We start from the raw sequence: 21,616 nt of genomic DNA, 5'->3' as shown, positions 1-21,616 counted from the left end.
GGTTGCGCCAGTCGGGAAGCGGATGCAACTGCAAATAAAGGCCGCCGACCGTCAGGCTTTCACCACCCCGTCGATCGCCAGCAGCTTGGTCCACAGGGCCTCGAACTGGTCGAGCGGGAGCGCGTTCGGGCCATCCGAAAGCGCCTTGTCCGGATCGGGATGGGTTTCCATGAAGACACCCGCGACACCGGCCGCGACGGCAGCGCGGGCCAGCAGCGGCACATATTCGCGCTGCCCGCCCGACCGCTCGCCAAGGCCGCCGGGCTGCTGCACCGAATGGGTGGCATCGAACACCACCGGGCATCCCGTCTCGGCCATGATCGACAGGCCGCGCATGTCCGAGACCAGCGTGTTGTAACCAAACGAGGTGCCGCGCTCGCACAGCAGGAAGGCGTCGGGATCATGCCCTGCTGCACTCGCCGCGTTGCGGGCCTTGGCGATCACCTGCTTCATGTCGGCAGGCGCCATGAACTGGGCCTTCTTGATGTTCACCGGTTTGCCCGAGGCGGCAACGGACGCGATGAAGTCGGTCTGCCGGGCGAGGAACGCCGGGGTCTGCAGCACATCCACCACTTGCGCGACGGCAGGCACTTGCGCGGGTTCGTGAACGTCGGTGATCACCGGCAGGCCGGTCTCGCTGCGAACCTTTTCCAGAATGCGCAGGCCCTCGTCCATGCCTAGCCCCCGGAACGACTTGTCCGAACTGCGGTTCGCCTTGTCGAAAGAGCTCTTGAAGATGAGCAGGATATCGAGCCGTGCTGCAATCTTCGCCAGCGTTTCGGCCACCGAGAGCGTCAGCGCCTCGCTTTCGATAACGCATGGACCGGCAATCGCGAAGAGCGGCGTGGCAGGAGTGATCGTGTGTCCGCAAAGGATCATGGTATGAGGCCCGGTCGGCAGGGAGACGGACAGGCAGGTCCGTTTCTTCCTGTTAAAATACTGAAATCACGCGATGCCGCAGGCACCTTTAAGGTTTACGCGGCAGACGATCGTTCGCACAGGCGAACCCTTGGCCCTGAACGCAGGGGCTGGCAACCCTCGGCGGATGGGGACTGCGCGACCGAAACGCCTGAAACGATTGCTGATACATTGCGCGACAATTTGCACTTGCAAGCACCCGAACAACCTAACAAGAGTGACGATATGACAAGCGCTCTTTCCCGGACGCGGTATTCCGTATCTGCACTCAAGACATTGGATATCGAGCTGGATGCGCTGGGCGCACTCAGGATAGCCTTGGAATCCTCCGGCCTTCGCGAAGAAGTTGACCGTGCGATCCAGGCATTGGCGGCCACGCGCGGTCGGGTGATCGTCACCGGCATGGGCAAGAGCGGGCACATCGCCCGCAAGATCGCCGCGACCATGCGCTCCACCGGCACCTCGGCGCTCTATCTCCATCCCGGCGAGGCCAGCCATGGCGATCTTGGGGTCATCACCAAGCAGGACATCGTGCTGGCGATCACCTGGTCGGGCGAGACGGCGGAACTCGGCGACATCCTGCACTACTGCAATCATTACGGCGTGACGCTGATCGTCGCGACCTCGCATGCGGACAGCACGGCGGGCCGCGCGGCGGATATCTGTCTGGCCTTGCCGCCCGTGCGCGAGGCCTGCCCGAACGAGTTGGCGCCGACATCTTCCACCACGCTGCAACTCGTGCTGGGCGATGCCCTTGCGGTGGCGCTGATCGAGGCGCGGGGCTTCACATCCTCGGACTTCCGGGTGTTCCATCCCGGCGGCAAACTGGGCGCGCAGCTCACCACCGTGGGCGAGATCATGGGTATGGGCGAGGCGATCCCGCGCGTCGGTCGCGATGCCTCGCTGACCAGTGCGACGCTGGAAATGAGCCGCAAGCGCTATGGCTGCACGGCCGTGGTCGACGAGAACGACAAGCTGATCGGTGCCTTCACCGATGGCGATCTGCGTCGCTGCATCGCCGTGCATGACCTTACCGACAATATCGGCCTGCACATGTCGGCGAACCCGCTGGCAGTCCCACCCGAAACGCTGGCATCCGAAGCCCTGCGCATTCTCAACGAGAATGCCGTCTCGGTGCTGTTCGTCGAGCAGGACGGCAAGCTGGCTGGGATCGTCCATATGCACGACATCGTGCGCACCGGGGTGGCCTGAGAGGCTGAAAGCGTTACGAAAGCCTAGAGAGCACTGTAAAAGACGCGTGACCCAGCCTGCTGATCTTATCGTCGTGCCGGCGCGGTACGGCTCGACCCGCCTGCCGGGCAAGCCGCTGCTGCCGATTGCCGGGCGTACCTTGCTTGAGCGGGTTGTTGCCGTCGCCCGCGCCGCTGCCGATATCGCAGGCGATTGCGCGGTGGTGGTGGCGACCGACGATCGGCGGATCCTCGACCATGCACACGCCATCGGCGTGGAGGCGGTGATGACGCCCGAGGCGTGCAATTCCGGCTCCTCGCGGGCCTGTGCTGCCGCGCTGGCTTGCGCGGAAAAGCCGGGCCTCGTCATCAACCTGCAGGGCGATGCGCCGTTCGTGCCGCCCGCTGTCGTGGCCGGACTGGTGGCAACCTTGCGCGAAGGCCATGCCGATGTGGCAACGCCGGTCTATCGGCTCGACTGGGCGCGTCTCGATGCCTTGCGCGCGCACAAGCGGCAGGTGCCGTTCAGCGGGACGACCTGCATCCGGGCCGTGGATGGCCGGGCCCTGTGGTTCTCCAAGACGATCCTCCCTGCGATCCGCGACGAGGCGAAACTGCGTGAGGCTGGCCCGCTCTCTCCGGTGTGGCAGCATCTGGGGCTTTACGGTTATCGCATGGCCGCGCTGGAGTGGTTCGGCGCCGCGCCGCAAGGGCATTACGAGGCGCTGGAGGGGCTGGAGCAGCTGCGTTTCCTCGAAGCAGGCCGCACGATCATGACGGTCGCGGTCGATCCGCCAAGCCATGCCATGTCCGGGATCGACACGCCTGCCGATGTCGCGCTGGCAGAAGAAACCATCGCCCGGCTAGGCGATCCCTTCCCGGCCTGATAGCGCGGGCGCCATGTTTGTTATCGTTCGTCACGGCAATACGTTCGAGAGCGGCGAGGCCCCGCGCCGGATTGGTGCGCGTACCGATCTGCCGCTGACCGATGCCGGATTGGCACAGGCCAAGGCGCTGGCCGAGTTTCTTGCCGTACAGAGCCTTGTTTTCACAAAGGTTCTGGTCTCCCCGCTGTTGCGCACGCGGCAGACGGCAGAAGCCATCCTGCGCCATCTCCCCGCATCTCCGGGCGCCGAGACCTGCGACTGGCTGCGCGAGATCGACCATGGACCGGACGAGAACAGGACCGAAGAAGCTGTGCTCGCCCGGATTGGCGCCGAAGCGCTGGCGGCATGGGACGAACAAGGCGTACCGCCTCCGGGCTGGCGGGTCGATGCGGACGAGCGGCTTGCCGGATGGCGCGATCTGTTCGCGCTTGAACAAGGCCCTGTCCTGCTCGTGACCAGCAATGGCGCGGCTCGGTTTGCGCTGCTTGCCGCAGGCCTGAGCAGCGAGGCGGGCCTGAAGCTGCCGACCGGGGGCTATGGTATCATCCGCCGTGACGGGCAGGGTGGGCTGTCGCTGGCCGAATGGGCGCGCAGGCCGTGACGCTTCCGCTTGCCCTGTTGCGCGCGCCGCCGTTTCCCTGGGCCGATGCTGCCGTTTCCGGCGATGGCCCTTCGGCGATGGCCGTTCCTGTCGATCCCACCGCGCTGTTCGCAGCGGTGCGCGAGGCGCGCGTGGGCGGCGCGTTCTGGGCCGATGGCGTACCAATAAGGTATCCTGTTGGTATCCTTTATCGCCCCAGGGACGTGTCCGAAATCCGCCGCCTGTCTGCGGATGAAGGGCTATGGATCGCGCCCTCGCGCAAACAGCGATGGGCCAAGGCGTTGACCGGTAAGGTCTGGTTCGCTGATGTCGATCCGTGGTCGGTCCTGCCAAATGCGACGCGGCTTGTCGCGCATGGCGATGACGAGTGGGTGGCGCTCGCCCGCATCGCCGGGGTGCCAGTGCAGGTGCTCTCCTCCGGTCGTTTCGGCGCGCCCGGAGACGACGATGCAACGCTCGATAGACGGACGGCGCAGGTGCTGTGCGGCGCGGTCTGGCGCGATCCGTTCACGGGCAACCCGTCGACGATCGAGGCTGTGATCGAACTGCTGGCGCTGTGGCGCCGGACGCTGGAGGCCAACCGGCCAATTGCAGCTGCCTGCGGCATGGCATGGTGGAAACGCACGGAAATCCGACGTTTCCTGTGGCATCCGGCGCGCCGCCTGGCGATCGTGCCCTCCGCTGCGCGCGCGCTGCGGATCGCCCGCAAGGTAAAGGGCAGCGTTGCCATCTGGCCTTCGCGAGTGTCCCCTGCCCTGCTTGCCGAAGCGCGCGAACAGGGCGTACCGCTGGTGCGGGTGGAGGACGGTTTCGTGCGGTCGGTGGGGCTGGGCGTCGATCTCGTGCCGCCCTCTTCGGTGGTGGTGGACGCCTCGGGCATCCATTTCGACCCGCGTGCGCCCAGCGACCTTGAGACGGTACTGAACACGACAGAGACCCCCCGGAGACTGCTTGAGCGCGCCGCAGCCCTTCGCGAAACCATCGTGCGCGCCGGGATCAGCAAATACGCCGCCGATACCGTCGCCAGCGTCCCCGAACGCATGCCCGGCCCATCCTCTGGCAGGCGCCTGGTCCTCGTGCCGGGGCAGGTTGAGGACGACATGTCGGTGCGCGCCGGGGGCGGCGGACTGACCTCCAATCTCGAACTCGTGCGTCGCGCCCGCGCGCTCGAACCCGAGGCTGAGATTTGGTTCCGCCCGCACCCCGATGTCGATGCCGGGCATCGCAAGGGCAAGGTGCCCGATGCCGCAATCCTCGCCCATGCCGATTGTATCGTACGCGGCGGGGGCATGGCGCCGCTGCTCGACGTGGTGGATGCGGTCCATGTGCTCACTTCGCTCACCGGCTTCGAGGCCCTGATGCGCGGGCGCGAGGTGATCTGCCACGGCACCCCGTTCTATGCAGGCTGGGGGCTGACCCGCGATCTGGGCGAGGTCCCTGCGCGTCGCACGCGCAAGCTCTCGCTCGATGCGCTGGTCGCAGGCGTGCTGATCCTCTACCCGCGCTATCTCGATCCGGTGACGGGCCTGCCCTGCCCGCCCGAAGTGCTGGTCGCGCGCATGGCCGCCATAGGATCAGGGAGCGCCACCGCCACCAACCGCCTGCAATGGCTGGCGCCCCTGCGCCGCTGGCAGGGCCAGCTGATGAAGCGTTTGCGATGACCGTCATCCTCGACATTTCCCGCCTGATCTCGCGCCTGCGCTATTCGACGCCTTCGGGGGTGGACCGGGTGGAGATGGCCTATGCCCGTGGTTTGCTGGGCCGCTATGGCGAGGATCTGGCCTTTGCCGCGGTCCATCCGCTGGCAGGCTATGGCCGCGTGCCACGCAAGGCGGCGCTCGCCTATCTGGACGAGCTGGAGCAGCGCTGGTCCAGCGAAGCTGATGCCCCGCGCCAGCGCTCGCTGCCTGCGGTGTTGCCCCAGCTTCTGGCGCTGCGGCCGACGCGCCGGGAGATCGGCTCGGGGCCGGCGGGCAAGACCGTCTACGTGCAGGCCTCGCCGCACCACCTCACGAACGCGGCAAAGGTGCACCGCATCCTCTTGCGCGAGCAGGCGAAGTTCCTGTGCCTCGTCCATGACCTGATCCCCATCGAGTTTCCCGAATATGCCCGCCCCTCCGGTGCGGCACTGCACCGCAAGCGAATGGAGACGGTGGCGAGCGCCTGCGCGGCCAGCCATGGCGCGGCGATCGTCAATTCTGCCGCAACGGGCCGCGCGCTGGCGCCTTGGCTGGCACCGGGCACGCCGATCCACGTCGCGCTGCTGGGCACAGAGGCGCTGCCCCCCGCCGCGCCCGAGGTCGCCCCCGATGGCCGCCCCTACTTCGTGTGTCTGGGCACCATCGAGCCGCGCAAGAACCACCTGCTGCTGCTCAACTTGTGGCGCCATCTGGCCGAAACCCTGCCGCCCAAGGAGGTGCCGCGTCTTGTGATCATCGGCCGCCGGGGCTGGGAGAACGAGCAGATCGTCGACATGCTCGAACGTTGCCCCGCGCTGGTCGATCACGTCGAGGAACTGGGCGGCTGCCCCGATGCGCGCCTTTCGGCCTTGCTGCGCGGCGCCCGCGCATTGGTGATGCCCTCGTTCGCGGAAGGCTACGGCATGCCGGTGGCCGAGGCGCTGTCGGTCGGCACGCCGGTGATCGCCAGCAATCTGGACGCCTTGCGCGAAGTGGGCGGCCCCGTGCCCGACTATCTCGATCCGCTTGACGGACCGGGCTGGAAAGCCGCCATCCTCGACCATGCCGCGTGTGGTCCGCTGTATCACGCCCAGATGGCGCGCCTCCCCCATTGGCACAACCCAAGCTGGAGCGAACACATCGCCATCCTCGCGCAGGTGGTCGAGGAACTCGGGGCCTAGGGCTGCCGCTGGATAACGCGAATATCAATGCTGACAGACGGGGGCTTGCGCTGGCGCAAGATTTCACGGCTTTGACAGCTCCGTTCCCCTTCTCGCCAATGCTCCGGAAGTCTTGCCGGACACGCTGCATGGCAAGCGGACGATCCCGCTATACCGGTAGGTGATGATATGCGGAATGTAGCGGCGTGGCTCGTTACATGGGTTTTGTTGGCTAGCGCAGGATATGGTTTGGTGCCCAAGTGTGGCCACAAGGGTAGATTGAACCTTGAGACTGGCTGAAGCACCTGAACTCGGTTTGACGGGCGAGGTTGCGCGATTTGCGCCGGCGCAAGTGGGTTGCCGTATGATGGAGGCTTGACCCACGATTTCAGCGCGGTCGATAGCGGCCCTTCTATAAATCATAAATTTGCCATATTATGATCGATAGAAAGGTGTCCTATTGATCATGCGCTGGAACTGGCAACTTCACGACTGGCCGAGGTTTGGCTTCGATCCCGCGCCCTTGCAGGCTGCTGAGATGCGTTTCCTGAAGGGGGCGGGTGTCGTCGTCGGCTCGCTCGGTCATCTCGAAGGGGATGCGCGTCAGGGGCTGGTGATCGAGCTGATCTCGCAGGAGATGGTGGAAAGCTCGGCCATCGAGGGGGAAGTGCTCGACCGTGCCAGTGTGCAGTCGTCGATCGCGCGCCAGCTGGGTTTCTCGGCGGACAGACGCCGCTCCAGCCCTGCCGAAGCGGGCGCGGCGGAACTGATGGCGGATCTTTATCGCCGCTATGCGCAGCCGCTCGATGACGATGCGCTGTTCGACTGGCACCGGATGCTGATGAATGGCCGTCGCGATCTGGCGGAAATAGGGGCGTATCGCCGCCATGCCGATCCGATGCAGATCGTGTCCGGCGCCCTGCACGCGCCGCGCGTCCATTTCGAGGCGCCGCCGTCCGATACGGTGCCTGCCGAGATGGCGCGGTTCATAGCCTGGTTCAACGACAGCGCGCCGCAAGGCCCCTCGCCCCTGCCGGCGATCACGCGGGCAGGCATCGCGCACTTGTGGTTCGAGACGATCCACCCGTTCGAGGACGGGAACGGACGCCTTGGCCGCGCGATTGCGGAGAAGGCGCTGGCGCAAAGTCTGGAGGCCCCTACCCTCACGGCGCTGGCCGCCACCGTCCACCGGCATCGCAAGGCCTATTATGCGCAGCTGCAACGCGCCAGCCAGAGCAACCGGATTGATTCCTGGCTGGCGTGGTTTGCCGATATCGTTCTGGAAGCGCAGGGCCGCACCATTGCGAGCATCGGCTTCCTGATCGGCAAGACGCGGCTGCTCGATCGCCTCCGGGGCCGGATCAATTCGCGTCAGGAAAAGGCGCTGATCCGGATGCTGACCGAAGGGCCGGATGGCTTTACGGGAGGGCTGAGCGCGCACAATTACCGCACGATCACCGATACCGCTTCCGCCACGGCGACCCGCGATCTGGCAGAGCTCGTCGAACTGGGCGCGCTGGAGCGGACCGGCGAACGGCGCTATGCGCGCTATCATCTGAAGTTGCCGGGCGTCGCATCGGTATAGAGCGATGCGCGGCGGGACCTGCTCAGGCGGGCTGTCTGGCCTTCGCCTCGCGCTCGATCGCGAGGCGGATATCCTTCACGAAGCGCGAATGGCGCACCGCGCCCAGGAACACGTTCTGGATCAGATTTCCCCAGAACCGGCAGGGGCGCTTGATCTGGATGAGGAGGATATAGCGATCGTCCTCGCTCTCGTTCCAGACTTCGTGGTTGAACATGTCGTCGAACAGGAAGGACTGGCCGTCCTCCCAGTGCAGGACGTGGAGAGTCTCGCCTTCCTCGATGTGCATGCGGGCCTTCTGGGGCTCACGCGGGGCCTGCAGCGCCAGATGATAGGTGAGCATGCCCTTGGTCATGCCCCAGTGGCGCGGGATATGACCGCCCGCTTCCATAACCGAGAAGTTCGCGGTGACGAGGCCCGGCACTTTCTCGATCAGCGCGGCGGTGATCGGCGCACGCGCTGCGTTGCTGGGCATGCGGTAGCCGTAGCCCTTTAGGAAGAACGCGCGCCAGCGCCGGTCGGCGGCGATGCGGCCGTGATCGAACGAGATGTCGCCCAGCGAGGGGATATCCTCGGCGCGGATGCGCACCGCCTCGTCGCGGATCGCTTCCCAGTTGCGCTCCAGTTCGGCGATCCAGGGAAAGAACGCCTTGTCCTGTACGGCAGCGTCGGGAATGCGCGAATTGCGCATGATCACTGCGTCCACCTTGGGGCGCAGTTCCTTGCCGATCTGGAACAGCGATTTATTGACGAAGGGGACTTTCCAGCCCCGCGCATTGACCTGCTTTTGCCAGTTCACGACGTGCTACTCTTGGGTTTCTTCGCGCTTCAGCGAGCGGATGCGCGACCCGAACACGCGATCCCAGAACAGCGCCGAAATCGCGAAGTTGGCATCTTCGTTGACATAGTGGTGGCGCATGTGATGGCGCTTGAACAGGCCGCCGACAGGCCCGCGCATCGGCCACTGGTGACAGGCGAAGTGGATCGCGTCGTAGAAGACGTAGCCGATCATGAAGCCCAGAAACAGCCAGGTGCCGCTGGCGCCCAGCGCGGCAAGGCAGGCCAGCCAGATCAGCCCGCCGATACCTACGCTCACCGGCAGCGGCATCAGCCCGCGCATCGGATCGTTGGGGCTGGCGTGATGGTTGCCGTGGATCAGGTAGACGAACCACTTGAGCGCCGGAACCTCGGATTCCAGATGGAACAGGTAGCGGTGCATCGCGTATTCGAACAGCGTCCAGGCGATCAGGCCGCTCACAATCAGGCCTGCCATCGGCAGGGGATCGGGGGCTCGCTCTCCGGCGCCGAACCATCCGGCGCAGGCGATCAGGGGGAGCAGTACCGCCCAGCTCAGCGCGAACGTGCGTGGCGAGATCAGCGTAAGCTTTTCCAGGCGCTCACTTTTGAACAGCCTGATGCGTTGTGAACTGGAAACCGGCGCGCGCATTGCTGCAATGCAGGACAATAGGTGGGTATCCCTGTCAAGGCAAAATGCTCTGAAACGGGGTGAACTTGTGACAAGGGGATTCAGGTGTTGCAGCCAGTCCCCACGATGGCTGCGATTCTTTCCAAAAGTTAAGTACTTATACTTTAGGTAAACGACTTTAGACGATCGTGCCCAGCACCGTATCGAGCACCGCATGGTGCAACTGCGCAGGCGTAAGGTCTGCCCGGCGGTGATCGCCGGGGATCACCCTGCCCTCGCCGTCGAGGCGAACCATCACGTAAGGCGTGTGCCGGGCGCCACCGGGCACCGAGGCGCCGGGAATGCTGGGGCGGTGATCGCCAAAGAACACCAGCAGCGCCGGACGGTTCAGGGCGGCAAGTCCCTGCGTCAGCGCGGACAGCATCGCATCGCCATGGCGCACGAGGTGCAGGTAGCTTTCCACCAGATCGGGCGCACCGCCGCCGTGGGCATCGGGCGCCCAGGGGCCGTGGTTCTCGATGGTGACGGCATAGAGCAGGCTGGGCTGCGCGGCCTCTGCGGCCAGCTTGAGGATCACCTCGGTCATGGCCGCGTCGGTAACGTAGCGCCCCTCGTCCGGCCCCGGCGGGGCGAAGCGATCCTCGCCCACCAGTTCGGCGAAACCGCCTGCGGGCATGATCTCGTGGCGCCCGTAGAAGCGCATATCGTGCGGGTGGACGAACAGCGAGCGCCAGCCCTTCAGCCGGGCCGGAAGGGCATAGCTCCCCTCCCCCAGCGCGGTCAGAAATGGATCGTAGCGGCGAAAGCCCAGCGCGGCCTCGTCGCGGCCGAATACCACCCCGTATTCGGTGCGCATGGTATAGGCGCCAAAGCCGCTGACCTCGAGATTGCCCCATTGCAGGGCATGGGCGCGGGCGGCTTCCAGGCCGGGCAGTGTGCGGGCGGGATCGTTGAACAGCTCGGCCGGATCGGCGAAGCTCTCGCACTGGATCACCACGACCAGTTCGGGCGGTTTGGGAGGTGTGTGCCGTTCAGCTTCGGCGCAAGGGGCCGGGTCCGGCTCTGCCCGCCAGCGCCGCCAGTAGAGCAGGATCGTGGGAAACAGGCCGAGCCGCCGGGTATCCGCCGCCGCATCGGGCCTGCGTGCCAGAGCTTGCCAGCATGGCAAGCGCAGCGACAGCGTAAGGGTACCCAGTCCACCTGCCAGCAAGGCGGTGCCCGTCAGATGCGCAACCGGATCGGCATGCGAAAGCCAGACGACCACGCCCACCAGTGCCATACCGACGAGCGCTGCGAGGATGCGCTGCCACAGGCGCACCGCGGACAGGTAGAACTGGGGATGGCGAAACACTGCGCCGATCAGCGCAAGGTCGGAGAATAGCAGCGGCTCGCCGAGCATCGCATGCTTGGCGTTGGAAGCCACCGCGAACAAGGCCTGCATGGCGAGGGTCAGCACCATGGCGACGGCACCATTGCCGGTCAGCCCCAGGAATAACCCGTAGAGCGCGACGACCATGCAGGCGAGCAGCCACAGCCCCTGCCCTGCCCGCAGGCTTCCGGCGGCACGGGGACGCACCAGCGCGTCGAGCCCTATCGATCCGGCCAGTGCGCCAGCGATCGTCACGGCGAATGTCGGTCCCTCGAAAATCACTGTCGGATCGTGCCATCGCCTGTGTCTGGCCCGTCTGCGGGCAACCGGGAGGCGTCATAACGGCGATGGCCGATACTGTCATCCGGTACTGGCTCCCGGCGTATGGCGCGCAGCGTTCAGGGGGCAAACTCCGTTCGTCGCCAATCCACGGCCGCGAGAGACTGGGCGCTTGCTGCTTCCCGTTCGCAGGCCTAACGCCTTGAAAGACAGTCTCGCCAGTAAACGCCGGAGATAGCGGCTGCGGCCCGCACCTCTGCGTTCAATGGCGATGTCCCTAGGGAGCACGTCTTTTTCGGATGCCTGATTTCAAAGCTGTGGCGGCAGATCAATCTTTGGGCGGCACGATGCAGTCCCCACGCACCGTCCTTTTGTTGCAGGGATTGATGGGACCGCTGTTCCGTCGTCTGGGCCAGCAGCTCGTCCGCGAAGGCCACAAGGTCCACAAGGTCAACTTCAACGGCGGGGACCGGGCGTTCTGGCGCCTGCCGAACGGGATCGAATATCGCGGCACGCTGAAGGAATGGCCGCAAGCCTTTGCGGCGATCCTGCAGGACAAGGGCATTACCGACGTCGTCCTGTTCGGTGACTGCCGCGATCATCACATGCCCGCGATCCGCTCGTGCCGCGAAGCCGGTGTGCCGGTCCATGTCTTCGACGAAGGCTATATCCGGCCCGACTGGGTGACACTAGAACTGGGCGGGGTCAACGGGCACTCCTCGCTGCCGCGCGATCCGGTATGGTATCGCGAGACGGCTGCCGCCCTGCCCCCGGTACCACCGCATGCGCAGGTGCCTTCCTCGTTCCGCCGCCGCGCGCTGGAGGGCCTCATCTACAATGCCGCCGACGTGCTCACCCGCTGGCGCTATCCGGGATGGAGTAACCACCGGCCTTGGCACCCTGTGGTCGAGGGCATGGGGTGGTGGCGCAAGCTGCGCCGCCGCAAGGAGCGCGAAGTGTCGTCCGCACAGTTGCTCGCGCGGCTTGCCGAGACCGCCGCGCCCTATTTCCTGTTCCCACTCCAGCTCGATTCCGACGCGCAGATCCGTCTGCACTCCCCGTTTGCCGGGATGCTGCCGGCGATTCAGCTGGTGATCGCCTCGTTCGCAGCCCATGCACCTGCGGGCACGCGCCTGGTGGTCAAGGAGCACCCGCTTGACAACGGTGTGCGCGACTGGGAGCAGGAAGTTGCCGATCTGGCCGCGCGCTTTGGTGTGGCGGATCGTGTCGACTATCTGGCCTGGGGCGACATCGTACCGGTGACGCGCGGCGCGCTGGGGATGGTCACCGTCAACAGCACCAGCGGCACGTTCGCGCTGGCCGCCGGTGTCCCGGTGGTGGTATTGGGGCACGCCGTCTATGATGTGCCCGATCTTACCTGTCAGGACGGGCTCGATGCCTTCTGGAACAATCCTGTTGCGCCGGACGAGGTGACCTTTGCGGCTTTCCGGCGGGTGCTGATCGAGCGTTGCCTGATCCCTGGCGGGTTCTTCTCTGAAGAGGCGCTAGACAAAGTGGTGCGCCATGCGGTGGCCCGGCTCGAAGGCAGGCCGATCGCGCCGGAATGAGACCACGCATCAGAAATACGGGGCCCGTGATGCGAGGCGGGACAGGCTTGATTCGTCTGCGGAAACCATTGCCTACGCGAAAGCACGAATTGGCCGGAGGAATTCCTATCTGTTAGCACGAATCTGCGGGCCAATTCCTATCCGATAGCACGAACGATTTTTCATTTTCCTACTCGTTAGCACGAACGGTAGTGCCTTTCGACGCCTGCGGATTGCTGCAACTGTCACGCACTGTAGCAATCGGCTGACATCCGATGCCGATAGCTTCGCGCTATCGGTTTTGGGATCGGATTTGAGGGAAAAGGGACTGGCCGTGATCACCTAAAAGAAAGCCCGGCACGAAGGCCGGGCATCCTGGATGAGTAGAGAGAAACGTCGCCAAACGTTGCTCACAATCGACCTTGTGATCTCCCTCTACACCATCGCGATCTTCCGTACAAGGATGCGCGTTTCGCGCCACGCCCTCTTTTTGTCTCGATGACGGCCCTCTCGTGGAGGGACGAATGGCAACGCATACCCTGGGAACAGCGCTAAACACGGCTCTGATGCAGGCAACGAGTGCGCAGCGCGGGGCTGTCGGTACGAAAAACCGTAGCCGCAGAGCGCCCCACCGTACCGGCGCGCGGGTGCTGCGCGACAGTGTCGAGGCCGGAACATTCGAGCACGCTTTTTTCGTGGCACCTGCCAAGGGCGAGACCGACCGGGTCTTGCGCGCGGCGCGGCGTATCCTCGACACCGGGCGCCAACTGCGGCGTGAGGCGCGCGCGGGGCTGCGCGTGCTGACCCCTACCGAAACCCTGCTTACCACGCTGACGGCCGCTAGCGTGCGCGTCTTCGAGGAGATCCTGACGTTGTCCCGGCTCAACGGCGGGCGGGCCTACCCCAGCTATGATCGGCTTTCCGACGTTACCGGGCTTGGCCGTGCCACAGTGGCGCGTGCTCTGAAAATCCTGGAGAATATCGGCTTCCTACTGCGCCAGCGTCGCTTCAAACGTATCGAGGATGCCGAAGGCCCCGGCCCGCGGTACGAACAGACCTCCAATGCCTATCGCGCGTTCCTGCCGCGCATCGTGCTGGACTATCTGCCCCGTCGGTTGCGCCCTGCCCCCCTCCCTGCGGATGCCGAGCACCGGAAACAGGAGCATGCTGAGCATATGCAGACCATGGTGAAATCGCTGTCCTGCAAGGAGCTGGCCGAGGCCCATGTCGGAGGCGCACTGGGCAAGGTTCTGGCTCGGTTGGGAGCAGTCCTAGACAAGCGATTGGAGCAGGCAGACAGGGTTCTTTTTCTTGAAAGCGAGCGCGAGTCTCATATCGATCCGCAACCCCTAACCCAATCTATTAAACCCAACACAAAAGGAGTTGGCCTAACCGACCAACAGACCCTGCTCTGACGAGCAAGCCTGCAACCCCACATCCAGTATTAAAAACCTTCGAAGACCGCAACTTCAGATGCACCGCTACGCGGTGCTTTGCTTCCGGGAAAGCAAGTCGCAACCGTCATGATAAACCACGCCGGGATTGCCGGAAGCCCTAACTCCTGAGAGGAAGGGTCTACGATGAGCAAGACGACGAACAAGTTTGCGCCCGAGGTTCGCGAGCGGGCGATCCGCATGGTTCTGGATCACGAAGGTCATTATCCTTCCCGCTGGGCGGCGATAAGATCGGGTGTTCCGGGCACACGCTGCTGGAATGGGTGAAGAAGTCCGAGGTGGACAGCGCCAAGCGCGGCGGGGTGCCGACGGAGACAGCCGAAAAGCTCAAGGCGCTTGAACGTAAGGTCCGCGAATTGCGGCAAGCGAACGAGATCCTTCGCAAGGCGTCGGCATATTTTGCCCAGGCGAAGTTCGACCGCCCGTTCAAACGATGATCGCCTTTATCGATGAACATCGCGATACCTATGGGGTCGAGCCGATCTGCCGGGTTCTGCTGATCGCCCCATCCACCTATCATGAGCGTGTCGCCAAACGACGCGACCCCGCGCTGCAATCCGCACGCGTTCGACGAGACGAGGCTCTGAGGCCCGAGGTTTTGCGCGTGTTTGCGGAGAATTTCGGCGTGCGCAAGGTGTCGCGGCAGATGAAGCGCAAGGGTTTCGATGTTGCTCGCTGCACCGTGCAACGGCTCATGCGAGACCTTGGCCTGCAAGGGGTGATCCGGAGTAAGCCGGTGCGCACCACGATTGCCGATAAGGCAGCGCCATGCCCGCTGGATCAGGTCAATCGCCAGTTCCATGCTCCGGCGCCGAATATGCTCTGGGTCTCGGATTTCACCTATGTCGCGACCTGGGCGGGGTTCAAGGGATCAAAAATGGGCCGCCGCTCGCCGGGCATGGAGCCGAAGCCGTCCGCAAAGCCCGTGGCAGCGTGGCTTGAATAAAAACACCAACGGCCTGCTCCGCCAGTACTTCCCGAAAGGCACCGATCTCAGCCGGCACTCGATACAGGAACTTGAAGCGGCTGCTGGCCGACAGCATACTCGACAATGTGATCCTGAAGGATCTGTTGAGAAAAGCCTGACGACACCAGGTTTGCGGCGAGACGCAGTGCTCAAGGTTATCCGATTTCCCAGCGCCGGGCCTGCGTCCTGATCGGTGTCGATCCCAAAACGGTCCGGCGCGAACGCCCGCCGGACCACGGAGCCATCCGGACCGCGATGCGTGAGGTCGCAGGCCAGTGCGGTCGCTTTGGCTATCGCCGGATCGGCATCATGCTGGAACGCCAGGGGATGACCATGAACCACAAGAAGCTCTACCGGTTGTATCGGGAGAAAGAATTGTCGGTTCGCCACCGTCGTGGTCGGAAACGGGCGCGGGCTGCTAGTATTTCGATCTCCGAGAAATGCTAGCAATTGTGTTCCCGAACACGAGTTGCTAAGGCGTCCTCCTTGTTATCAACGAGGCCTCTGACGTGTAAGCATCGGTGTTACCGTCTTGGTTGTGGCTTCATTTAGCATCAGAATGAACGCGAGCTTTTCTCATGAAAGTTGACGACGACAACACTGCAGCCCGACTGTCAGAGGTCGATGCGCTCATTGCTCGCGCGAACGAAATTGCTCAGTCGGTTCGCCAAGATATCCTCAGACAGCGCGAGCGTAGCTCTGCTGCGCAACAGAGCCGCTATGCCGTGGATAGCGTAGACGGGGAACCCTTTTCGGGAGACCTTCAGGCTCGTGCTTTGCTCCAGCGCAGACTTGAGGAACGAAGCCGTGAAATTGTGACTCTGACTGCTCTTGTCCGGGATCTTGAAGCAGAAACCAAGGATGCCGCCGAACAGTTAAAATGGTTCGGCAAGATTCTCCTGGTCACTCTGTCTCGCCCAGCCAAATGGGGGATAATGCCGGTCGTCTGGCATATTCGCAACGAACGCCGCCGGCTTGCCAAGGCCGGCCTTTTCGATGGCAGCGCCTATCTGCGACGCTACCCCGACGTGGCTCACGCGGGCATGGATCCCTTGCTCCACTATATCGAGCATGGCCTCTCGGAAGGGCGTAAACTCTGAACCCGCAATAAGTTGCGGCGTCGAGACCGCTCTAGCAGTGCTCGACGCACCCCAAGGGATCAGGTTGCTGCTTTTCCGCCTCCGCAAGCGCAGCCTGATTTGGCTTACGGCCGATCCGCTTTCCAATCCAATGATAATGCTCATCGGCCGCCATATCGAGTAGTTGGACGTCGGGATAATACTCCAGATACCATTCGGTATCGACGTGCTCGCGGGGAGTTTTCTCTGTCTCGCCAGTAAAGACAGGCCTTGACACTTTCTGCGGGCGACCCATGCGGCGCCGGTCAAAGGCTATCGTTTCTACAAGCGAAAGGCGTGCCAAAGAGTCTTCGCGCTGGCAAAAGGCTAGACCTAGAAGGCCAATGTAAAGGTTGCGTCCCTCTGCCTTTTCCGGCATCGCCTTGTCAGACCTTAATGATAACAAAAGCTCGCCTCTGCCACCAACTTCACAGTCAAAAGTCTTCCAGAGAGCAGAATTAGATACCATCCCCAGAAAATGAGTCTTGTCGCCGACTTCGACGGTAAGATTAACATCTTGGTTTCTCGGCGCTTTGACCATGACATAGACGGTAACTGCGTTACCGGCCGGCAAGTTTGTTGCGAATGCCAGGGTGGCCTGCGGCGATGCGGACCAACAACCCCAGTCCTCATTGGGGCACCAACCGTTGACGCGGCTGTTGACGAGATAAGTCAGCTTCTCGCCTTGTATATCTCGGCGCGCGACTTCCCAGCGCCCCATTCCATAGATTTTTCCGGATGATAGCTGCGTCAGCGATTTCTTCGCAGGGACCGGAACCGAGAGAAGACGGGCCATGTAGGTCTCCGTGAACGTTTCCCAGGTTCGTACCTCGAAGTGATTTACGATGTCGCGCCGCCATGCTTCCAATGCGGCGGGATCCTCGATTAGTTGCCGGACCAAGGCAACGCCGCCGGAGATATCTTGAGGGTCTAGATAACGTGCGAAACGCCCTCCTACCTCAGGCATGGAGGAGCGGTTCGAAGCGATGCACGGCACCCCGTGAGCAAGGCTTTCTGCCACCGGCAGCCCGAAGCCCTCTACGAAGCTCATATACATGGAGAAGGCGGCGTGACGGTAAAGTTCGGCCAGTTCGAAATCGGAGACGTTGTTCAGTATGCGAACCTTGCCGCCGAGATTTCCTGTAGCTTTGAGGTGTTCGATAAAAGGATCGATATCCCAACCAATCTTCCCGACGAACACCAGGTCAGGCAGTCGCTCTACCCCCTCCTCGATCAGGTGCTCCCAAACTTTGACCATGAAAGCGTGGTTTTTACGGATTTCGATGGTCGAGACTGACAGCACGTAAGGCTGGCCCAGAATTGCTGCGACTTCTGCGCTCAGTTCCAACCCTTTGGGTTCTTGCGGTGCGAGTTCGGTGGCAAGCGGAACGGCCTGGACCGGCAGCTCGATGTCCAACCTGTCGCGAATGAAGCGGCGTACATCCTGCTCAACGTACCGGGAGTTGGTCAGTACACCACTCGACGATAGGATGATGTCGACCAGAGTCCGGCGAAACTGCCGGGTCGCCGCCTCGAACACGAATTCGGGATGGCTGATCTGGATCAGGTCATGGATGAATGTTACTACGCCTACGCCTCTGCGTTTGAGACGATGGAGAAGGTCATAGTCGTCGTAGATCCAGAAAGCGCCTGCGATAGTGAAGACGTCCCCTGGCATGGGTACTACCATGGTGCGGCTTTCGTACACCGCAGCGATGGCCTCATTCAGTGGACCGCGATCGCGGTGGGCCTCGTGCAAGGCAGCCAGCATTTCAAGCACCTTGGCGCGATCAACGGCGTAAATGCGCTGACGATCATATTCGGGAGCAACCAGCTCCAAGCGTACACCGCAGGACTGTGCGGCTTTCGGCCCGTGCTCGATCAGGTTGGCAACCACGCGCTGGATGCCGCTAACCGTATTATTTTGTTTCACGTATTCGAGCAAATCAGTCATGTCGAGATAGACCGTGCGTCGATGCAGTGCGCCATTGGGGCAGGTAAGCAATTCCGGGTCCTTCGTCATCGACGCATTACGGGAATTGTCACTGGTACTGGCGAACTTGGTCATGATCTCTCCGTTGCCGGCACGTGGTATTTCAACGTGCCGGCTTGTCCCTTGATCCGAAGGATGCCCGAAAATCAGTCGGAAACATGCTCGAAGACGGAAAGGATCGAACCTGCATCCAAAGGTTCTGCCGACTTCTTCAGCACACTATCAATCGCGTTGAAGCCCCGGATCGTCAATTGGCAGTCCCAATAATACCGGAATTCCTCATTTTCGTAGAAGTAGCCAAGCAGGAATCCGTTCTTTTGGAGCAGGGCTAGCGCGCCACCCAGTGCCCGAACCTGTGCCGCATCGGCTTTGGTTAGGATGTCGTTTTTTTCAATTCCGCAAACATCAAGATAATCGACTTCGAGGATTTTTGGAAAAGCTTCGTGCAGGCGCGCGATAAGCTTGCCCAAGCCGAGAGCTTCGAAATATGTAGTCTCAGTCATGATCAATCACCAACCCGCTGAAAAACCTCGGCCAGTCTCTCCTTTAGCGAGTCTTGGACGAACTGTTGATTTGCGAACTGGCGCAACTGTTCGCCATCGTTGCGGGCGTTGGGGTCGCGTAGCACGCTCTCGATCTTTTCCACCAGATCGTCTGGGGAGGAGGGATCGAAGAATGCAGCCAAGCCGTTGGTCACTTCCCGGAAGACCGGGATATCGGAGCAGATGATAGGCGCTCCGAATAATGCTGCCTCGATAATTGGAATTCCGAACCCTTCTGAGAAGCTTGGAAAGATGAACGCTTCGCAGGCACTCAGCAAATCGAACTTTTGGGCATCTGAGACATAGCCGGTGAAATGTAGATTGGGGTGTTGTTCCGGCTTTTTATCCATATGGGCATTGCCGTCGATCTGGCCCATCACGATGATGTTCGCTCGACCGACCAGCCTTTTGGATGCCTCGACGAGGACCTTGATATTCTTCCTCGGTTCGTCCGACAGAACTGTACAGAAGTAAGGGAGACTTCCATCCCATCTGATGGTCAGGTTCTTCGCTTCCGGAGTGCGCCGACCCTTCTCTTTCGCTGATGCCTCTGGGGGGGGCTGGAGCGTATAGTTCGCGAACTCCACGACTTTATTGTTTTCTATCCCGCGTATGTAGTCGGAAACGGTTCGGCGGCCCATGGCATTCGCGCTCTCCACGACCTCTTTGCGAACGGGCGGATAGATGATCGTACTCGTGTTCAGAACCATGCCCTCATAGAGGCTGGTGAAGTAAGCTCGCGTCGTCTCGGAAACAAAAATGCCGTTGCGGTCGGCGTGCGCGGTCGCCGAAAGTTTGTTCACAAACATTTCGCGCCAATCGTATCCCATGGTGATTTCGAACAACGGGATGACGTCGTGCACCACGAAGGCGATCGCGGAATCGTCGATGTTGATAAAGTCGACGGCATGCGGTGTATCGACGAAGACGAAGTCGTACCCCGCTGCGTCAACGACAATAGGTTTGAGTCCGTGAATGGACCGCCGGAACGATTCAGAATAAATGGCCTGCGACAGCATAAAACCATCGAACAGATTAAGGTGTCGGGTCAAGGGCGATGCAATGTATTCGGCGGTGAATTCCTTCTTCAGACACAGCCTGCGCTGTCGAACTGTCCGCCGGCCATCCTCGATCCGTAGCTGGACTTCGGCAAGGTCCCGGTGCTGATTGCAAAGGCGCTGAAAGCTCGGATCGGGATAATGCCAATCAAAACGGAACCGATCACCCTCAAAGTGACGGAAGATGTCGGTTACCAGCGCTACTTCTTGGATGCTGCTCAGCGTGGAAACATTGTTCGCTGAGACATGGCTGAAAATGCCCGTCGACGGTGGCTCGACCAGCAGATCAATGTGGAATCCAAGATCGGACAGGATCTGAACAACCCCGTAGCTAAAATTGAATATGCCCCTTGCATGGATAGGTGTCCCAAGGCTGTCGGACACGAATAGAATGCGTTTTGGCACCATAATATTGTGACGGCTCCGTTGAAGCACTATTATGAAAAATTAAATTTTAATTTAAGAAAATATGTATTTTTGTTATTCAATTGTTATTCACTGCGGCAACTGCCGTAGTTACGGTCAGGACAGGTGTAAATAGCTGGCTGACGAGCTGGAATAGCTTGCTGGGCTGGTTTGCCCGTGCATTCCCGAAGTAGAGTACATCCTTGTCCTTCATAGCGAAACGTTGGGCTAGGAAATACGAGCCTGCTGTCATCATGTTCAAATGGTACACGATGGGGATTTCATGTCCTTGGCCATCAACAACGTAACGGAACACAAAAATTGCAGCGGGATCACCTAAGTTAGGGTTGGCCCCGCCAGCAGCAGCGACAGCTTCCGCTAGTGACATGCCTGAATGAGAAAAGGGCATCTGCTCTACACGCCCAGGAGCACCCAAGATCGAGAATGATCTGGGATCGTTTATCAAAAGGAAGCGATCACCGGGATATGCCCGGATATCGAGATTGGGATTTTCCAGTAGTTCGCCAAGACGGGTGTCTACAGTTTTGCCGCTCCGCGAGATTCGGAGCGTCAGGTCCCTTGCATTTCCGCGATAACCGCCGGCAAGAGCGATTACGTCCGAGAGTGTTTCACGATTTGTCTGTAGGACTAGGCGCCCAGGTTTTGCGACTTCTCCGCCCACGATTACCGAGTTTGTGATGGCTTGGCTTAGGGTAACCAAAACTTGCGGATTCTGGGAGACGCGTCGCAAGGAATTACGGATCATCCCTTCAACTTCACCGACAGTATGTCCCAGTATATGCAACTTACCAGCATATGGGATGACAATGTCGCCATTGTCATCCACTCGGCTAGGGGGAAGCTTTTGTGCCTGCACCCCGGGGCCTGCGGTTAGCTGACTGGGAAGTCCGGTAGGGTTGCCGCCTGAAAAAAGCGTTACGCCTGCTTCATAGATGGTGACATCTAAGACATCGCCTGGTCCGACCATATCCGTGGGTGGAGGGGGCAATTCAGGAAGGATGCTCGTACGTTTGGCCGCTAATGCGGGTATATCCGCAGCGGTCACGACTTCTCGAACTTCGATTGGCAAGCCCGTGTTTGGAGCCAGTGCCGATTTCTCGATTTGCTTGCCTGTCGGACCGCTCGTCGGAAGTGATGCACAGCCCGCGAGGCTGACCAGGAGGCTTAGGCAAACAGACTTCTTGACCGGCATCGGTGGAGAAACTCATGATCTTTCAATTCAAGGCGGCGAAGCCTTAACATCCTACCGGGGGGATACAATAGGTTGATTGCCACTATGCGCGGCAAAACCAGCTGCACACTGAGTAGCCCCTAGATTTCTGGACGCCTTCTATCCTAATTTTGAGGACAGGAGACGACGATGGGGAAGTCCAATTTCAGCGATGAGTTCAAGCGTGATGCGGTGGCCCAGATTACGGAA

At 61.6% G+C, this 21,616-nt stretch carries 17 protein-coding genes, 3 pseudogenes and 1 other annotated feature; of the genes and pseudogenes, 12 read left to right on the top strand and 8 right to left on the bottom strand.

Going from position 1 to position 21,616, the window contains the following annotated elements; all coding sequences use genetic code 11:
• Positions 1 to 51: 51 nt before the first annotated feature.
• Entirely contained in the window at positions 52 to 879 is an 828-nt protein-coding gene (gene kdsA, locus AC3EC3_RS18660) for a 3-deoxy-8-phosphooctulonate synthase (RefSeq protein ID WP_488491086.1), read from the bottom strand.
• A 264-nt stretch (positions 880 to 1,143) separates the two neighbouring features.
• Here kdsA and AC3EC3_RS18655 point away from each other — a divergent pair, with 264 nt between their 5' ends.
• From AC3EC3_RS18655 to AC3EC3_RS18630, 6 genes are all read left to right on the top strand, one after another.
• Positions 1,144 to 2,130, top strand: coding sequence for a KpsF/GutQ family sugar-phosphate isomerase (locus AC3EC3_RS18655; RefSeq protein ID WP_488491085.1), 987 nt, complete (start codon positions 1,144 to 1,146; stop codon positions 2,128 to 2,130).
• A gap of 46 nt (positions 2,131 to 2,176) precedes the next feature.
• Complete coding sequence (locus AC3EC3_RS18650) at positions 2,177 to 2,995, top strand: 3-deoxy-manno-octulosonate cytidylyltransferase (protein WP_488491084.1); 819 nt, start codon at positions 2,177 to 2,179, stop codon at positions 2,993 to 2,995.
• Positions 2,996 to 3,008: 13 nt separating this feature from the next.
• Positions 3,009 to 3,596, top strand: a complete 588-nt coding sequence (locus AC3EC3_RS18645) for a histidine phosphatase family protein (protein WP_488491083.1) — start codon at positions 3,009 to 3,011, stop codon at positions 3,594 to 3,596.
• Complete coding sequence (locus tag AC3EC3_RS18640; RefSeq protein ID WP_488491082.1) at positions 3,593 to 5,257, top strand: capsular polysaccharide export protein, LipB/KpsS family; 1,665 nt, start codon at positions 3,593 to 3,595, stop codon at positions 5,255 to 5,257. The genes AC3EC3_RS18645 and AC3EC3_RS18640 overlap by 4 nt, the downstream gene beginning before the upstream one ends.
• On the top strand, positions 5,254 to 6,456 hold the full coding sequence (locus AC3EC3_RS18635; RefSeq protein ID WP_488491081.1) for a glycosyltransferase family 4 protein: 1,203 nt from the start codon (positions 5,254 to 5,256) through the stop codon (positions 6,454 to 6,456). Before AC3EC3_RS18640 ends, AC3EC3_RS18635 begins: the two co-directional genes overlap by 4 nt.
• A 445-nt stretch (positions 6,457 to 6,901) precedes the next feature.
• Complete coding sequence (locus AC3EC3_RS18630) at positions 6,902 to 8,020, top strand: Fic family protein (RefSeq protein WP_488491080.1); 1,119 nt, start codon at positions 6,902 to 6,904, stop codon at positions 8,018 to 8,020.
• A gap of 22 nt (positions 8,021 to 8,042) precedes the next feature.
• On the opposite strand, the gene AC3EC3_RS18625 is transcribed toward AC3EC3_RS18630, so the two are convergent.
• The 3 genes from AC3EC3_RS18625 to AC3EC3_RS18615 form a co-directional block, all read right to left on the bottom strand.
• Complete coding sequence (locus tag AC3EC3_RS18625) at positions 8,043 to 8,816, bottom strand: aspartyl/asparaginyl beta-hydroxylase domain-containing protein (RefSeq protein WP_488491079.1); 774 nt, start codon at positions 8,814 to 8,816, stop codon at positions 8,043 to 8,045.
• A gap of 6 nt (positions 8,817 to 8,822) precedes the next feature.
• Positions 8,823 to 9,464 carry a sterol desaturase family protein gene (locus AC3EC3_RS18620; protein WP_488491078.1) on the bottom strand — a complete coding sequence of 214 codons (642 nt, stop codon included), beginning with the start codon at positions 9,462 to 9,464 and terminating at the stop codon, positions 8,823 to 8,825.
• A gap of 157 nt (positions 9,465 to 9,621) precedes the next feature.
• Positions 9,622 to 11,067: an LTA synthase family protein gene (locus AC3EC3_RS18615; RefSeq protein ID WP_488491077.1), complete on the bottom strand. Its 1,446-nt coding sequence runs from the start codon at positions 11,065 to 11,067 to the stop codon at positions 9,622 to 9,624.
• Positions 11,068 to 11,390: 323 nt separating this feature from the next.
• Here AC3EC3_RS18615 and AC3EC3_RS18610 point away from each other — a divergent pair, with 323 nt between their 5' ends.
• From AC3EC3_RS18610 to AC3EC3_RS18585, 6 genes and pseudogenes are all read left to right on the top strand, one after another.
• Positions 11,391 to 12,659, top strand: coding sequence for a capsule polysaccharide biogenesis protein (locus AC3EC3_RS18610; protein WP_488491076.1), 1,269 nt, complete (start codon positions 11,391 to 11,393; stop codon positions 12,657 to 12,659).
• 626 nt (positions 12,660 to 13,285) lie between these two features.
• Positions 13,286 to 14,053, top strand: coding sequence for a helix-turn-helix domain-containing protein (locus tag AC3EC3_RS18605; RefSeq protein ID WP_488491075.1), 768 nt, complete (start codon positions 13,286 to 13,288; stop codon positions 14,051 to 14,053).
• 165 nt (positions 14,054 to 14,218) lie between these two features.
• Positions 14,219 to 14,957 (top strand): annotated as a pseudogene (locus AC3EC3_RS18600) (IS3 family transposase); the annotation flags it as partial.
• Positions 14,484 to 14,600, top strand: a sequence feature (AL1L pseudoknot). Its footprint overlaps the pseudogene before it by 117 nt.
• A 49-nt stretch (positions 14,958 to 15,006) precedes the next feature.
• A pseudogene (locus tag AC3EC3_RS18595) lies at positions 15,007 to 15,141 on the top strand (IS30 family transposase); the annotation flags it as partial.
• Positions 15,110 to 15,473, top strand: a pseudogene (locus tag AC3EC3_RS18590) (IS3 family transposase); the annotation flags it as partial. The pseudogenes AC3EC3_RS18595 and AC3EC3_RS18590, both read left to right, overlap by 32 nt.
• Positions 15,474 to 15,637: 164 nt before the next feature.
• Positions 15,638 to 16,159 carry a hypothetical protein gene (locus tag AC3EC3_RS18585; RefSeq protein WP_488491074.1) on the top strand — a complete coding sequence of 174 codons (522 nt, stop codon included), beginning with the start codon at positions 15,638 to 15,640 and terminating at the stop codon, positions 16,157 to 16,159.
• A 31-nt stretch (positions 16,160 to 16,190) separates the two neighbouring features.
• Here AC3EC3_RS18585 and AC3EC3_RS18580 read toward each other — a convergent pair whose 3' ends face one another.
• The 4 genes from AC3EC3_RS18580 to AC3EC3_RS18565 form a co-directional block, all read right to left on the bottom strand.
• Entirely contained in the window at positions 16,191 to 18,245 is a 2,055-nt protein-coding gene (locus tag AC3EC3_RS18580; RefSeq protein ID WP_488491073.1) for a glycosyltransferase family 4 protein, read from the bottom strand.
• Positions 18,246 to 18,316: 71 nt separating this feature from the next.
• Positions 18,317 to 18,673, bottom strand: coding sequence for a hypothetical protein (locus tag AC3EC3_RS18575; RefSeq protein WP_488491072.1), 357 nt, complete (start codon positions 18,671 to 18,673; stop codon positions 18,317 to 18,319).
• A gap of 2 nt (positions 18,674 to 18,675) precedes the next feature.
• Positions 18,676 to 20,154, bottom strand: coding sequence for a glycosyltransferase (locus AC3EC3_RS18570; protein WP_488491071.1), 1,479 nt, complete (start codon positions 20,152 to 20,154; stop codon positions 18,676 to 18,678).
• Between the two features lie 100 nt (positions 20,155 to 20,254).
• Complete coding sequence (locus AC3EC3_RS18565) at positions 20,255 to 21,388, bottom strand: polysaccharide biosynthesis/export family protein (protein WP_488491070.1); 1,134 nt, start codon at positions 21,386 to 21,388, stop codon at positions 20,255 to 20,257.
• Positions 21,389 to 21,616 lie beyond the last annotated feature (228 nt).

The sequence above is a fragment of the Novosphingobium sp. BAM6 genome (genome assembly GCF_057784955.1).
This window is presented reverse-complemented; position numbering and strand designations above follow the sequence as displayed.

Coding starts and splice junctions, on each gene's coding strand:
- kdsA (WP_488491086.1), bottom strand. CDS start 879: ATGATCCTTTGCGGACACACGATCACTCCTGCCACGCCGCTCTTCGCG.
- AC3EC3_RS18655 (WP_488491085.1), top strand. CDS start 1,144: ATGACAAGCGCTCTTTCCCGGACGCGGTATTCCGTATCTGCACTCAAG.
- AC3EC3_RS18645 (WP_488491083.1), top strand. CDS start 3,009: ATGTTTGTTATCGTTCGTCACGGCAATACGTTCGAGAGCGGCGAGGCC.
- AC3EC3_RS18635 (WP_488491081.1), top strand. CDS start 5,254: ATGACCGTCATCCTCGACATTTCCCGCCTGATCTCGCGCCTGCGCTAT.
- AC3EC3_RS18630 (WP_488491080.1), top strand. CDS start 6,902: ATGCGCTGGAACTGGCAACTTCACGACTGGCCGAGGTTTGGCTTCGAT.
- AC3EC3_RS18620 (WP_488491078.1), bottom strand. CDS start 9,464: ATGCGCGCGCCGGTTTCCAGTTCACAACGCATCAGGCTGTTCAAAAGT.
- AC3EC3_RS18610 (WP_488491076.1), top strand. CDS start 11,391: ATGCCTGATTTCAAAGCTGTGGCGGCAGATCAATCTTTGGGCGGCACG.
- AC3EC3_RS18585 (WP_488491074.1), top strand. CDS start 15,638: ATGAAAGTTGACGACGACAACACTGCAGCCCGACTGTCAGAGGTCGAT.
- AC3EC3_RS18580 (WP_488491073.1), bottom strand. CDS start 18,245: ATGACCAAGTTCGCCAGTACCAGTGACAATTCCCGTAATGCGTCGATG.
- AC3EC3_RS18575 (WP_488491072.1), bottom strand. CDS start 18,673: ATGACTGAGACTACATATTTCGAAGCTCTCGGCTTGGGCAAGCTTATC.
- AC3EC3_RS18565 (WP_488491070.1), bottom strand. CDS start 21,388: ATGCCGGTCAAGAAGTCTGTTTGCCTAAGCCTCCTGGTCAGCCTCGCG.